At 58.3% G+C, this 15,708-nt stretch carries 6 protein-coding genes; 2 read left to right on the top strand and 4 right to left on the bottom strand.

From position 1 onward, the window contains the following. The first annotated feature begins 97 nt into the window (after positions 1-97). The gene (locus ACID345_RS13805; protein WP_011523480.1) at positions 98-814 is read left to right on the top strand and encodes a hypothetical protein; all 717 of its coding nucleotides are present in this window, start codon (positions 98-100) and stop codon (positions 812-814) included. A gap of 16 nt (positions 815-830) precedes the next feature. Here ACID345_RS13805 and ACID345_RS13800 read toward each other — a convergent pair whose 3' ends face one another. Continuing rightward, positions 831-3,398 (bottom strand): glycoside hydrolase family 9 protein, encoded by a 2,568-nt coding sequence (locus ACID345_RS13800; RefSeq protein ID WP_011523479.1) that lies wholly within the window; start codon positions 3,396-3,398, stop codon positions 831-833. A gap of 398 nt (positions 3,399-3,796) precedes the next feature. On the opposite strand from ACID345_RS13800, the gene ACID345_RS13795 reads away from it, so the two are divergent. Beyond that, positions 3,797-5,413, top strand: coding sequence for a S41 family peptidase (locus tag ACID345_RS13795; RefSeq protein WP_011523478.1), 1,617 nt, complete (start codon positions 3,797-3,799; stop codon positions 5,411-5,413). A 605-nt stretch (positions 5,414-6,018) separates the two neighbouring features. On the opposite strand, the gene ACID345_RS13785 is transcribed toward ACID345_RS13795, so the two are convergent. From ACID345_RS13785 to ACID345_RS13775, 3 genes are all read right to left on the bottom strand, one after another. After that, a complete protein-coding gene (locus ACID345_RS13785; protein WP_011523477.1) occupies positions 6,019-9,585 on the bottom strand; it encodes a TonB-dependent receptor in 3,567 nt (1,188 codons plus the stop codon). A 1,177-nt stretch (positions 9,586-10,762) separates the two neighbouring features. After that, on the bottom strand, positions 10,763-14,182 hold the full coding sequence (locus ACID345_RS13780; RefSeq protein WP_148210117.1) for a carboxypeptidase regulatory-like domain-containing protein: 3,420 nt from the start codon (positions 14,180-14,182) through the stop codon (positions 10,763-10,765). Positions 14,183-14,595: 413 nt separating this feature from the next. After that, entirely contained in the window at positions 14,596-15,408 is an 813-nt protein-coding gene (locus tag ACID345_RS13775) for a DUF2231 domain-containing protein (RefSeq protein ID WP_011523475.1), read from the bottom strand. Between the last annotated feature and the right edge of the window lie 300 nt (positions 15,409-15,708).

Genomic DNA, 15,708 nt, shown 5'->3' with positions numbered 1-15,708 from the left:
CACTGAGTAGCCATCGCGGTTTGTCCCTCGGTTCTTCCGAGACATACGCCCCGACAACCCTGTTAATGAGATTATCGAGCGGTGAGGGTTGGAAATCATGGGGCCAGAAACGACCAAGGCCACAGCTTCTGAGTCGCTCGCTTTCGATTTACTTGCCTCGGGCAATGTAGCTGGCGCAGTCGCGGCGATCACCTCGGCTATGCAGGCAGAGCCTGCGCTGGAGCACCTTGCGCAGTTGTGCAAGCGGGCCTATCGCGAACTTAAGAGCGTTCCCGCAATGACCGCCGTCGCATGGGAAGCCATCCGCTTCGGGCTCAAGTGTGCAGAAGCGTCGCCAGACTCCGAAACCGCTGTTCGGTTGGAAACTCGCGTCCGCGGAATCGCATACAACACCAGTGCCAATTGCTGGCCGGGATGGGGTGACGCGGTCGAAATCAGCCCCACCGATATCGCCCAGGGATTGAAGTTCGCCGAGCGAAACTATGAACTCGTCGTAAACCTTGGCCTTGGCGGAAAAGAAATCGGCGGTGCCCACTGGCTCGTTGGCGCACTTCTATTGGCCTCCGGGCAGTCCTCCGCGGCAGCTCCGCAATTCCTGCAGGCTGAAAAAGCGTTCGAGGCCGCCCAATTACCCGCGTATACCGCGATGGCGCACGGTTACACAGCGCTTGCCTACAAGATCTTGCCAGAGTCCCGCGATAAGGGCGCGAAGTCGCTCGCAGCTACTCTCCAGACCCTGCGCGCCATGGAATCGAAGGACGCACACTTCTTCGCCGATCAACTCGTCACCGCTGAGAGAATCTTTTCCGTTTAACTTTTGCTGATACTAGTCACCGCTCCTTGGTGATCGCTTCCGCAGCGTTCCCGGCCACCACCCAGCTCGCAGACCCGGCAACCACGGCTTCATCCTCAAACCACAGGAATCCGAAGTCGTCGATACACTCCGGAAAATCAGGCTTGATGATGATGTATCCGGGAATCAATGCGCCCGGGATGTAAGCGTTGTCGGCGCGATTGTTGCTGTACGTCTTCGTCTTTGAGACCGTACCGACGCCCGCTACATACGACGTACTCGATACCGGATGCGTGCCGAGAATGTAGTTGACGGCGCGCAGCGTGTATTCCGGGCCGACAAGATCTGGAAACGTCTTGTGCAGGAAGTACATTCGGATCGCCATCTCCACCACCGCGCCCGATCCGCCCCACGTGCCCAGGCTCGGAGGAACTCCGAACGGAGTCTCGTCCAACCGCTTGTCCAGCCCCGCCATGTAGTTCTTCACCGCTTCGCGCATTTGTTCTTTCGCGCTTGCGTCCAGGTAAGGCAATGCGCGGACGGCCGTCCAACCGTGGATTTCCATCTGCTGCGGGGTGATCATCTGCGGGAACAATTCCTTCAATCGCGACTTGTAAGGCTCGGCGCCTTTCGTCGCGATGGTCAGTTCCAGCGCGGCATTCCAGTCCAATCCGCTACCACCTCCGCGACGACGAGAGCTGGTCTGCGCTGCTGGTTGCGCGCCCGAGACCACCCCTTGCGACGCAGCGAGCACGCCGCCTCCGGCGGGAGCTTCCGGAACCGCTCGGTCCAGGTTGCCGTCGACCGGATACTTCGTTGGATCCGCCTTCGTGTCCTTCCACGCTTGGATCGCGGTCTCCAGGCAGTCTTTCGCGAGTGCGTCGTCCCACCCCTTCAGGGTGTCCGCTGCTGCGGCCAGGGCGGCAATGGCATTCCATTGGGTGTACGGATCGTTCGTGGTAAAAATCCAGCGATCATCCGGCTTGCCCGAGAAGTCGCCCTTGGTTTCGTTCGCGCCGAGCTTCGGGTCGTACATGCGCCCATCCGTTTTCGAAGCGCCGTCGCCCACCTGTGTGTACTGCCGCAGATCAGGCTCGTGAGTGCCGCGGATAGCGTGACCGATGTTGTGGAACTGCGCCAGGATCAGCAGTGCGCCGTGCTTCACTTGCTGCACCGTATCCGGCACGCCATCAGGACGGTGCATCTCCACGGCTCGCGCGGCTTCATCTACCGTAAGCTCGTCGTAATTGAGATTGAATTCGCGATACGCCAGCGCGAGGCTCTGAATCACGCTGAGCTGTGCCGGTTCCTCGAGGTCGAAGTCGCCGGCATCGTACCAGCCGCCCACGTTCATCCCCGGGATGCGATCACCGCCTTTGTACTTCCCATCGGTTGCCGAAACCTGGTTCCAGTTATCGAATTGCTCTCCGACAACCGGTGCCATGCGGCCATCATCCAGATGCGAAGCACCATGCCACATGCGGTAGCCTTCGCGAACGGCAACATGGTCCATCTGTGCAGCGATGTGATGATCCAGGCTGTCCTGCCAGATGTTGGCGTAGGCGTTCTCTGAGATCGGGAAGGGCGCCGTCCGCTGCCCACCATACTCGATCACATACAGCCCAGGCTCCTTCACCGCAGTGAAGTCGAATTTCGAGTACACGTAACGCAGCCACGGAGTTGCCGGCGGGATCGGACCCTCAAGCACCTGCTTGTAAGTTCCATCCTCCATCAGACGAAGTACTCTCGCCGTTTTCGGAGCGTTGTAATTCGGGTCGAGTTCAAGCACTGCGACCTTTGAGAAGCGCGGATCGTAACCGACCTGGCTATGCGCGATCATCGGCGGCCGCGTCCAGTTCGGAATCACATCCGGCCTGATGTGCCAGACGATCGCGCCGGTCGTTTTGCCCGCCGGGATCAGCGAGCGCAACACAAACCAGCCGTTCTGTGCACGATCGCGTCCATCGAACAGCATGAGGTTGGCCGTATCCGAAACTACATTCACCCGGGCCAGCGCGTCGTCGATCCCCAGCGTGATGCTCTTGCCCTCCGCGAACGGCAGCGGTTGCGTGTACCCCTTGGCCTTGTCCCAATCTTCGAGGTAGTACGCCTTCTTCGGTTCGTCGGAGAGCGGCAAAACCTTCGTCATCGCATCGTTCGGCGTGCGCGGGAAGATGCCGGCTTTCGTTCCGTCCACCAGGTACGCCTTGCCCATGTAGATCGAAGGCAGGAACTCCAGGTTGAACCCTGCTCGCCCAATCAGCTTCTGCGACAGCGGCTTGTCGAGATTGATGCTGACCCTAACGCCGCCGGGCTCCGCTGCAACCTCCAGCGTGTAGCTCAGGTCGAAGGTAGGGAAGGCAAGGTCGGCGGAGAGCCGACTGTTCGCCTTATCCGCATGCCGGCCTTTGAGCGTTGCCACCAGGTCCCACTGTTCCGGGGTTGGCATCAGGCGCACGTCGCCGTTGGTGGCGATGCGCTGGCCGTGAAGAATCATCTCCATGGCCGTGTTCTTCTGGTCCACAAACACAGGGTGGTACGTACTGTCGTAAAGAAAAACGCTGAACCCCTGCGTATCGAGGTAATTCTTGTCGTTCACCTTCATGGCGAAATCTCCGCCATACAAGGCTTGAGACGAGATCAGGGCGAAGAGGAGACAAATTCTGATTCGCGCGAACATGATGGGGATGGATACCGCTCCTTGCGCAACATGATAGGGCATGCCGAGTATTTATCGTTTTGCCCTTCACGAGCGGCGAAGACAGACGAACAAGCTTCATGAGCCGTCACGTCCCAAATGATTAGTTATTTCCCGCTTACAACTCGGATTGCCGCTCGTCAGAACGGAGGGAAGTACCCGATTTCTCGCACCCTAAGGTTCATCCCCAGCATCTCAGAAGGGTGCACCTTTGTTGACTTCCTGGTGCCCGAAATTCGGTTATACTCCGATTACCCTGAGCGGATGCCTCGTCAATGGTGCATTCCACCCCTGAAGGACGGCCGATGCGTAGTTCACGTCGCACTATCTTCCTTGTTGTATTGATTCTCCTCGCTTGCGGCTGCCTCGGCATGCTCTTCGGACAGAAGATCACTGGCGCCAGCGACAACGAAATTCGCGACGATCTGCGCACCTTCTCCAGCGTCTACGACGTTGTCGAGCAGAATTACGCGGAACCGGTCAGCGCCGATAAAGCCATCTACAACGGCGCCATCCCTGGCATGCTTCGCGTCCTCGATCCGCACTCCAATTTCTTCGACCCGAAGCAATACGCCCTGCTGCGTGAAGAGCAGCGCGGCAAATACTACGGCGTCGGTATGCAGGTTGGCCCGCGCAATAACAAGGTCATCGTAATCGCGCCGTTCGCGGGCGCGCCGGCCTACCGCGCCGGTATCCGCCCCGGTGACGTCATCATCGCCGTGGACGGCAAGCCCACCGACAACATGAGCACCAGTGACGTCGCTGACCTGCTTAAAGGGCCGAAGGGCACCACGGTTCGCATCGCGGTCATCCGCGAGGGCAGCGAAAAGCCGCTCGAGTTCAGCGTCATTCGCGACGAGATTCCTCGCTACTCCGTAGATGTTCACTTCATGATTCGTCCGGGCATTGGCTACATGCACGTCTCCGGCTTCCAGGAAACGACCGAGCACGAAGTGCAGGAAGCCCTCGACCAGATGGGCGATTTGAAAGGCCTGATCCTCGACCTGCGCCAGAACCCCGGCGGCCTGTTGAGCGAAGGCGTGGGCGTGGCCGACAAGTTCCTGAAGAAGGGACAGGTCATCGTCTCGCACCACGGCCGCAGCAGCCCGGAGAAGATCTACCGCGCGCCGCACGGCAACAATGGGCGCGATTATCCGCTGGTAGTGCTGGTCAATCGCGGCACCGCCTCGGCAGCTGAGATTGTCAGCGGCGCGATCCAGGACCACGATCGCGGCCTGATCGCCGGCGAAACCACGTTCGGAAAGGGTTTAGTACAAACGGTTTATCCGCTTTCGGAGAACACCGGTTTGGCGCTGACCACCGCGCACTACTACACGCCGAGCGGACGCCTGATCCAGCGTGAATACGCGGGCGTGTCGCTTTACGACTACTACTACAACCCCGCCGACAACGATAACAACGCCAACAAGGAAGTGAAGCTAACTGATAGTGGGCGAACGGTTTACGGCGGCGGCGGCATTACGCCCGACGTGAAAATTGCTCCGCAAAAAGGCAATCCCTTCCAGGATCGCCTGCTCATCAAGTACGCGTTCTTCAACTTCTCGAAACACTACATGGCGCTGCATCACACGGTAGATAAAGGATTTAACGTGGATGATGCGGTGATGCAGGAGTTCCGGAAGTTCCTCGATGAGCAGAAGATTGCGTTCAACGAGGCGGAGCTGAAGGACAACGACGAATGGATTCGCGGCAACATCAAGGCGGAACTTTTCGTGAACCAGTTCGGTGCGCAGGAAGGGCTTCGCGTCCATGCGGAGACCGACCCGATGGTGTTGAAAGGCTTGGACTTACTGCCCCAGGCGAAGCAACTGGCGGACAACGCGCGGAAGACGATTGCGGAGAAATCCGCGGGGACCGCGACTGCGTCAGGTGCGAAGGTTGCAGCGAACCAGAACCAGTAGGTAAGTGGCTGTAGTTTCAACAAAACCCGCCATTAGGCGGGTTTTGTTATTCCAGAAAACAGGTAGATTACGAGGATAACTTACCACAAACCCCGAAGATAATTGCGCAAACCCGCATGGATAGGCGCTCGAACGAGCTCACATTTTCCGCGAGACACGGTTTGCGCGTCGATTTTGCCCCCGTATTTTCTCCTCAGAACACCGGTGATTTGGGTGCCTGGGCCCCGTTTCGCGACGGTCGCGGAATGGCAGAAATGCACCATTCTTAGGGCATTTCGGTGGCGTGGTGAGGAATTCTGAGTGATCGCAGCGGCTCGCGAAGCTGGCACATCGCGAGCAGAGGCCGCGCCGCCCCTGAAGGGGCTTGGGGATCTTGAGGGCGCCGTTCACGACGCTCGACCGCCCCCACCAAGCGCAAGAGCGGCGCTCGGTGGGGACCCCGGTGGGCGCGTCGTGCTGAAGAGCCTCATCGGCCTGCGGCCTGTCGGAGGGGCGTTCGGGCTTTATCGTGACGCCGCACACAGCGCGATCAAACGGGGCGAGATCAAACGGGCAAAAAGAAGGGAACCGGCGAACCGGCTCCCAAAAGTACTGCAAGTTTGAAACTAGAAGGTGAAACGCAGTCCGAGGCGGATGCCACGGGGCTGTTGGAAGAGGTACGGCTTGCCATACTGGGTGTTGTTCGTGATCGGTCCGCCGCCGTTCTGCGAAATCAGAGCGGACTGGTTGAGCAGCGCCTTGTAGTCGTAAGGCTGAGCGTACGCCGCGTAGGCTACTGCTCCGTCGAATACGTAACAGTCACCGCCGAGCGGATCGCCGAACAGGCCCTGATTGGCAGTACCGCAACCCGCGTTCTGCGGGTTGATCCACTGTTGGGTGAAGTTGGAATCAACCTGCTGGCCATAGGAGACGGTCGCGTGCTGGTTCCAGAGGTTGGTGAAGGTTGCTGAGAAGCTCAGCGCCTTGCTTTCGCTGATCTTCCAGGTCTGCTGCAGGTTGAAATCAGTTTGCGTGTACCACGGCGTGCGGCGAGTGTACGGATTGCTGACCGAGATTGCACCGGTCGTTGGATCCTGGGTTATGTCAACCCACTTGCCGCGATCCACGATGTCTACCGGGAATGCGCCGGGGAATCCGTAGCCCACGTCAGCGTAGCTGGTGAGCGGGGTTCCGCTATACGCAAACTGGAAGATACCGAAGTCAGTTGTGAAGTGCTTCAGCCAAGGCAGCTCGTAATAAGCGTAGCCCTTGAAGGCATTCGGACGGTCGGTCGGGAGCAGGCCACTCGAGGAACCGCCGAGGGCGTTCCAGGAGAACATCGGCTCGTCGAACGAACGGCTGTTGTTGGGAGCATTCCGGCCACCGCCGCCATCAGCGACGTCGGTGCTGGTGAGACCGGTGTAGTTGCCACGCAGCTTGCTGTACGTGTAGGAGAACATGCCGAACCAGTGATTGCTTTGGGCTTTGGTCAGGCGGAACTCCAGGCCGTCATACGCACGAGACGCTTTGACGATGTTGCCGGGGCAAGGGTTGGGAGCGCAATCTGCCGCAGTGAGGGGAGCTCCAGGATAGAGGAAGCTCCAGAACTTCGAGAAGGTTGAGTCGACGCCCTCACCGGGGTTGACGATGACGAACGTCTCGCCGACGTTGGAGTTGTAGATGGCTGAATCCTCGATCACGTTGTCGACGCGACGGCGGTCCCAACGTGCTTCGAAGCCAAGTCTGCGGCTGATCTCGTAATCCACACCGAAAACGGATTCGTGCTGTTTATAGGGCTTGATACCAGGGGCCGTGCCTTCAGCGCTCGAGCTACAAGTGGAGCAACTCGTGGGGAAGGTACGGAAGTTCTGGTTCTCAAGGAAGATCAACTGACTAGACGTAGGCGGAGTCGCAAAGTTCGCCTGGCTAGATGAGTCTGGACCGGAACAATAGCGATTGCTGCCGTCGAAGATCGGGCTGACAGAGCTGAGGTCCGGGGTCATCAGGGCGTAATAGCAGTTCTGCCAATACTGGCCGCCGTATGAGCTGATGGCAAGGTTCAGCTTCATTTGGTCGTAGAACTGACCATAGCTGCCGAAGACCTTCATGCGGCCGTCTTTAAAGACATCCCATGCCGCGCCAATACGGGGTGCGATCTTGTCTCCCCACCCGAAGTTGATCGGCTTGGAACTGGAACCACTGGGCTGATTCTCAGCGGGCAGGTATTCATGCTCGAAACGGATGCCGGCGTTGATGGTGATGCCGTGCCCGATCGTCCATGCATCCTGGGCGAAGAAAGCGTGGTTGTAGCTGGTCGCTTTGCCGCTGGAGCCGTAATCCAGAACGTTTACCACACCGTAGGTACCGACGCAATCGCTGGAACCGGTGATCCCTTCAACCGTCGCACAGTTGTCGCCGCCGGTCTTGCCTTGCGGGCTGTAGGGGACAGCGGTGCCGGGGTAGACCGAAACGTACGGCGTGTTGTAGTGCTGGTTGATGTCGTTCGAGAGCCGATTCATCTGGTACCCGAACTTAAAGTTATGGGTTCCACCCCAACCAGATTTGAACCAGGCAATGTCCTGATCGAACTGGATTGCCTTGTTCGCATTGTGGGTGGTGAAGTTCTGATTTTGGGCAAGATTGAAGAAACCAGTGTCGTGCGCCAACTGCGGAGCCGAGTTACTGATGAGATTGCCGTTGGTGTCCTCAGTCGTTCCGGTACCGCTGCTTGAGAACGCGTCGATCGTGCCGGTGGTTGGATATCCGAAGTCGTGATAGTTCTCGAAGTAGTATCCAAAACGGGTGGTGGAGACCAAGGTGTTGGTGATGGTCCAATCAGCGCCGACATTGGTTGTGCTGTTCGGTGCTGCGTACCCGAGGTTGTGAGCGAAGGCAAACGTAGGGATTCCCGTTGAACAGGGCTGGTCGGTTCTTCCATAACAGCCGGAGCTCACGTTGAAGAGCCCATTGACGGAGTCAGAGCCGGGCAGTGCCTGGCCGTTCTGACGCTGATACTGATAGAGCCACGATCCGTAAACGCGGATCTTTTGGGTGATCGTGGAATCGATACGCGCGGTCGTGTAGTAGGTGTTGGTGTTGGTGCTGAACGGCAGAATTCCACCAGCGGAAGGCCCGTAGTTCACGAAGCGTTCGTAGCGGTTCATCTCAGGGTTGAAGGCGAGGAAACCAAAAATCTTGTCCTTCCAGATCGGCCCACCGAAGGTGAAGCCAGGGAAGAAGTCGCTGGTGTGCGGCTTGATCGGTTGGTAGTTCTGGTAGGCCGGATCGGCGGTGCCCCAGGAGAGCGGGGTTCCAGAGGATTGCGGATCGTAACGCGAGTATGCGACTGGAGATCCGTCCATGGAGTCGTTCTCAAACTGCAAGAACGCGGTGCCGTGATACTGGTTGGTGCCTTTCTTCATGATGACGTTGACTACGCCACCGAGTGCGCCGCCGTGCTCCGCTTCGATGCCAGAGCTCTTGGTCTGCACTTCCTGAATGAAATCGAAGGGAACGTTGGTGTGCGAGTAGCCGCCGATGATGTTGGCGGTCTCCTGGCCTTCGACGAGGTAGGAGTTCTCGGAATCAGAACCGCCGGCAACCTGGAATCCGTGATCGCTGCCGTTGGTGGTGCTGCCGGGCGAGGAACCGCCGCTGCCGTTACTTTGCACGGCATTGCCGGCCAGAGGCTCGTTGCGAGCGGACGGAGCGAACTGAATCACGGACTGGAATGAACGCCCGTGGGGAACGTCTTGAATGACGTCCTGGGTGATGTTCGTCATGGTCCGCGTACTGGTCACGTCGATCAGCGGCGCTTCTTCGGTGACTTCGACGACGGTGCCGCTCCCGCCCACTTGTAGAGGTAGATCAAGGGTGGGGAGGTGGCCGACTTCGATGGTCACGCCTTCACGCTTGAGAGTTGCGAAATTTTCTTTGTTGACGGTGACGGTGTAGGTGGAGGGTGGAAGGTTGGTTAAGCGGTAATAGCCGTTGGAGTCGCTCGTGGTTTCTTTTGAGCCCGGAAGATTAGGGGCAGTGAGGACGACCTTTGCGCCAGGAACGACGGCGCCACTCGGGTCTTTGACAGTGCCTTGCAAACCGCCCGTAGTTTCCTGGGCGAACAGGGCGCTAACGAAGAAGAGGATAGAGAACATCAACATCAAGACTTGGACCTGCCTCCGAGTCTTGCTCATTCGAGCCTCCTACTATTCAGTTGTATGTTTGGTGCGAGCACACACCCGTACAAAAGCGAGCTGAGGGTGCTGGCGGGGGCGGATGCAATTTGGCGTCCGAAGTAGTAGCGGGACAGAGTGGTTGAAAGGGAAAGACTTAGCCTTGTTATTGACAGGCACTTCTGTGTAACGGTATGTGAATCCGTAGGGAAAATGAAGCGTGGGGACTGTTAAGGCGCTCAGGGGGGACTTGGAGGCCGCGATAGAGGAGAGAAGGTCAATGAAAGGGGTGTTCTTTCGAACAGTGGCTAGTTGACGCACCACTTTGGTGTTCGTAGGGCGATACTTTTGGCTATGCCAAGGGCGAAGTAGAGGGCGTATTTGTATGGGAATTCATAGTTCCTGAATGTGGAGCCTACGGAAAAGAGTAGAGCGGTGGCAAAATTGGGGATGAAGCGCGGTCTCGGAGTGATGAACGTGGTGTCGGCTTCACGAGGGGGTTACGGGATGGATTAACGACGGATGGTACGGAGGCGATGGAGGCGGCAGGGGCTAAAGCCCCGAATAGTTTTGGTGGCGGTTTTCGGCATCGCTGAAGCGATGCCCTGATACAAACCGGGAAGCTGTGGCTTTCGGCATTGCTGAAGCGATGCCCTGACACAAACCCGGGGAAGGGGTGGTTTTCGGCATCGCTGAAGCGATGCCCTGATACAAACCGGGAAGCTGTGGCTTTCGGCATTGCTGAAGCGATGCCCTGACACAAACCCGGGGAAGGGGTGGTTTTCGGCATCGCTGAAGCGATGCCCTGATACAAACCGGGAAGCTGTGGCTTTCGGCATTGCTGAAGCGATGCCCTGACACAAACCCGGGGAAGGGGTGGTTTTCGGCATCGCTGAAGCGATGCCCTGATACAAACCGGGAAGCTGTGGCTTTCGGCATTGCTAAAGCGATGCCCTGACACAAAACCCGGGGAAGGGGCGGCTTTCGGCATCGCTAAAGCGATGCCCTGATACAAACCCGGGGAAGGGGCGGCTTTCGGCATCGCTGAAGCGATGCCCTGATACAAACCGGGAAAGCCTGAATACAAAGCGGAAGGCCTGAGAAAAAGCGGATGCCCTAAACAAGCGGAGAAGAAAAAAGGGGCGCTCTTGCGAGCGCCCTGGTTTGTGAGTTCAGCAATCTAACGATGCGACACGCGTTAGAACTGGATGTGGGCTTCCAACTGGATCAAGCGGCCTGAGACGCCGGCGCCCTGGAAGGATCCGTAGGGGCTGGTGGCGGGGGAGACCGTGGCCAGGATCTGGCCGAACGATCCTGAGGCGATGTCGTTGACCGGGTTTTGGAAGTTGGGGTGGTTGAAGATGTTGAAGAAGTTCGCGCCGACGCGCAGCTTCACGCGTTCGGTGAGGTTGAAGTTCTTCATGGCGTTGAAGTCGCTATCGAAGTAGCCGGGGCCGCGGAAGGCGTTGCGGCTAACGTTGCCGAACGAGGATTCCGCACCGGGACCAAGGAATGAACCAGCGCTGAGGCACTGATTTGGAGTTGCGCCGGTGCCGGGCGTGCTGCAATCGCCGAAGCTCACGCCGCCGGGGCCGTTGGGATCGTTGGCCCAACTCGCGAGGAACGTGCCACCGCTGAACGATCCCGAGAGTTGGTTGGCCGCCGCTGTGTCAATGACAGAGTAGGGCGTGCCGCTGCGAAGGAAGAGGGTCTGGGCAAACTGCCATCCGCCGAGGACCTGGTTGACGAATCTGTTCCCGAATTTGAAAGGAAGATCCCAAACATAATTGAAGGTGAGGTTGTGGCGAACGTCAGCGTCGGAGCTGGCGTAGTTGAGGCAGCGCAGACAATTGGGATCCAACTGCGTGGTGATGCTGGCGGCTTCGCCGTAGTTATACGGAGTGGCCGGCAGCGAGGTGAGCTCGTCGAGAGCGTGGCTCCAGGTGTAGTTCACTTGCGCCTGGAATCCGCGCGAGAAGCGGTGCGAGAAGCTGGTGACGAGTCCGTTGTAGTTGGAGATGCCGTCGCTGGCGAGGCCGGTGACGGTGCCGAAGCGAATGTCGGGTGAAACATCTGGAACATTTGCGAGCGCGAGTCCGGCGTTGTTGATGTTCAACCCCGGGTTGTTGATGAGCAGGTCGTATCCGTGATTGCCGACGTAGTTGAGCGACAGCACGTTCGACGCACCGATCTCCTGCTGGATCTGGAAGTTCCACTCAATGTATTTCGGGTTGTGAATGGTGCCGGCTGGTGAGAAGACATTGGGCGGTGTGAAGAACCGGTTCGTCGCGGTGATGTCGGCCAAGGTTGCGCCGTTGGCGAAACCGGTGAGGAACGACGAGTTGGATTGCGCCGCGAGCGAAGAGGCGCTGGTGGCCAAACCCGGAGCTGCGGTGACGCCGGAGCCCATGCCGTAGGTTAAGAAGCTGTTGTAGTTCGGCGGGTTCTGAATGATGTTGTCGAGGAGCACGCCGGGATAGAGATCGGAGAAGAGTCCGATACCACCGCGCAGCACGGTGTTGTGCGCGAAGCTCGGGTTATAGGAGAAGCCGAAACGCGGTTGAATGGCAGCGGCTTCGATGTCGTAGAACGGACGATGCAAGCCGGTGTTGATGGCCTGGTTGTAAGGGATGGTCGAGTCGTGCGAGAGGCTGTCGAAGGGCGCGGCGAGGTTGGCGTAGCAATCGGTTTGGCAGACCGCGTTGGAATTGCGATCGGCGCGGATTGCGAGGGTGAGCGTGAGGTTGGGCTTCACTTTCCAGGTGTCTTGCGCGTAGACGCCGAGGCTGTAGATGGCGAGTGGAACACGATTGGCATTCGAGAACGCCTGGTAGAAGTAATCGCCATTGTTGATGTTGACGGCGCCGTTATAGAAGTCGGCCATGCTGCCGAAATTCAGGAAGCCGCTGGTCAGTGTCTGCACGTCGTAATTCGAGATGTCGTTACGACGGACGTTCGCGCCGACTTTGAGTTCGTGCCTGCCCTTGGTGTAGGAGAGATCGTCAGTTATCTGGTACTGCGTGACGTTACGACCTTGCGGGAAAAAGTAATCGGGCGTGCTGGTGCCACCGAGCGTGGACAGCGGGTTGGCGCCGAAGAGCACGGAGCTGTACGGTAACGCCGCGAGTCCAGCGGGTTCGCCGCTGTTGCGGACGAAGATGGCGGAGTACCACTGTCCGCTGAGGATGAGGCTGTTGACCATGTTCGGGCTGAAGGTGTGGGTCTCGTTCAACTGACCTTCGTAGGAAGGCTGCACACTGTGCGATCCGAAGAGATCGTTGTTGATGATGTCGGTGGAAGTGGGCTGAGTGCCGCGGTCCATCTTGAAGCGGCCGAAGAGAACATCTTTCGTTCCGATGTTCTGGTCCACACGCGCGGTGAGCAGCCACTCTTTGTTGAGGTTCTTGCCGGAGGCGAGGAAGTATCCGACGCAAGGATTGCCGGCGCCGAAGCCGGTGGAGGCGGAGATGTCGCCGCAACCGCCAGTGTTATCGGTGGCAGATGCGGGTGAAGCGTTGAAGGGCTTCATCTGACCGTAAGGCGCGGAGCTTTGATAGAGACCCATCATCTGCTGATAGAAGGGAAGCTGACTCGGCGAGTTCGCGCCGATGTTTGCAAGCACGGAGGTGGCGAAAGCCGGCGTCGGCATATAGATATTCTGCGTGGACGGCAGAATGTAGCGGATGCCTTCGGTATCGACGTAGAAGAACGTTTTGTTCTTCACGATGGGACCGCCGAAATCTGCGCCCCACTGATTGCTGTTGGCGAATGGCCGCGGATTGCCCTGGCCCTTGTTGAACCACTCGTTGGCGTTCATCACGCCGCCATTCCAATCGTACGTGGCTGAGCCGTGGTACTGGTTGGTGCCGCTCTTGGTGGTGTAGTTCACGTTGGCTCCGGCCATGCGTCCGTACTGGCCGGTGTAGCCGTTGGTGACGACGGCGACTTCCTGGATCTCATTCTTTCCGAGAAGAAGGTTCGAAGAGCCGGAATTGTTGAGGTTGAGGAAGGGATCGTTTTCGTCGTTACCGTTTTCGGTGAAGAGATTCGACGTGGCGGGGAGACCGAAGGCGGAGAAGTTTCCGTAGCCGCCACCGCTGGTGTTCATCGCGATACCGGGGGCTGTCTGCGCATAGTAGGTGATGTCGCCGCCGGGATTGGGAAGCTGCGCAACGGCACGGCTGTCGAAGGTCGTCGCGATGTTGCCGTTTTCCGTCTGCAGGAGAGGAGCTTCACCACTGACTTCGACCGTGGTGGTGCTGGCGCCGACACTGAGGGCAGTCGAGGCGTTGGTGATTTGTCCGAGATTCACGGTGAGATGTCGCGTGACCGTGGTGAATGACGAGTTGCTGATGGTGATGGTGTAAGGACCGGGCTTCAGGAGAGAGAAGCGGAAATCTCCGGCATTGCTGGTGGTGACAACTTTGTCGAAGCCGGTTTCAGAACTCTTTAGCTCGACTTTGGAGTTGGGCACTACGGCGCCGGACGGATCAGTGACGGTACCAGAGACGTCGCCAGTGACGACGTTTTGCGCGACAGAAAATGAAGTTAGTAAGAGAAGAAGCGGGAAAGCAAGGGCCCAGAACTTTAACTTCATGCGTGCAGGACGACCTTTCAAAGAATTGTTCTCCTGGCAGGAGGAGAACCGATAGGGAGGAGCAAGGCGGTGGCCATTCGGAGAGGCGCGGATTCAGGGCTTAAACTTGAATATCGTGGGACGACGCTTCTAAATTTGGGATTGGCTGCGGAGTGGCACGTGTGGGCGAAGTTGGCACGGAGTGGGGAGAGGTGTCGGAGGGAAGTGGTGAAATTGGAACCGACGTGCCAGATGTGGGAAGCGATCAGGTGGAGAAAATGGGCTGAATGTCCGGAAGTGAACGGAGTGTGTAACTACGTAATCGCGGAGGATGGTGAACTTGGAATTTGGAAATACATAACGTGACGATGCGTGGGGCCGCATTCTATGCGGAGTTACTGAATATTACGTAAAGCGCACTTGCGCTGACGATTCAACACAAAGCAGAGTTCTCGCTACGCGGCTTTGCGATCGGGAATACTGGGCTGGCGTCGAATGTAAACTTCGCCGGCAGTGATTTCGATGGCGTAAGTCTTGAGATGGTCTTCGGCTGGGCCCGCGATTACGCGGCCGTTACGAATATCAAATTGCGATCCATGCCACGGACATTGCACGGCGCAGCCGACGATGGCGCCGTCGGAGAGCGGGCCGCCTTTGTGAGTGCAGCGATCGCTGAAAGCAAAGATGCCTTCGGAGCAACGCGCAACGGCGATGCGTTCACCACCGATGTGCACCAGCATGGCCTGGCCATCCGCGAGTTCGGATTGATTGCAGACTGGACGCTCGAAACCGTCAACGGTACGTTCTTTCAATTTGCCGGCATTCGCGTAGAGGTGTTCGACGCCAATTTGATTGCGATAGGCGAGCGTGCCGCCGAGCCATCCGGAATAGCCAATGCAGCAGATGCCGAGAAATTCGACGATGAGAACCGTTTGATCGGGGGCGTCGAAAGGACTGCCCTGGCGTGCTGCGGCGTAGAGGAACAGGAAGAGGGCAACGATGTTGACGGAGCCGTGAATGTATCCGCGGCTGCGCGCGCTGGAGCGATCGGGAACGACAGTAAAGAGATCGATGACACCGGGAACAGCGGCAAGCGCTGCGCCGACACATCCGGCGATGAGAGTGTAGAAGCCGGCCGCGTTGAGCAGGGAACGGTCGGTGAGATATCCGATGAGGCTGAAGACGAAGGCGCCGATCCAGAGGCCGATGGGAAGCGACACGAGCATGGGATGGATGGGGTGCGACGAAATGTGGGCGCGCGAACGCATGGGGCCTCCGAATCCTTTAGATGGATTGCGAGTTTGGGGCGTAGGATGTCCGGGAATTGCCGTCACAGGGGCTAAAGCCCAGGGTTTCGAGCGGCGGGTTTCGGCAGCGCTGAAGCGCTGCCCTGATACAAGGCGGGTGTTGTGGAGTTGTCAGGGTGTTGCTGCGGGGAGGCATTGTTGGTGAGGACGGGGAGGCATTGTTGGTGAGGACAGGGGTCCTTCGACTTCGCGGCCTTCGGTCGCTCCGCTCAGGATGACAGAGAGGGGCGTTTCCCCGTTCAGGATGACAGGGGCGCAGAT

Origin of the sequence: Candidatus Koribacter versatilis Ellin345 (genome assembly GCF_000014005.1) — a bacterium.
Lineage (GTDB): Bacteria > Acidobacteriota > Terriglobia > Terriglobales > Acidobacteriaceae > Korobacter > Korobacter versatilis_A.
The sequence above is the reverse complement of the archived record's forward strand: the minus strand, read 5'-3'. Positions and strand labels throughout refer to the sequence as shown.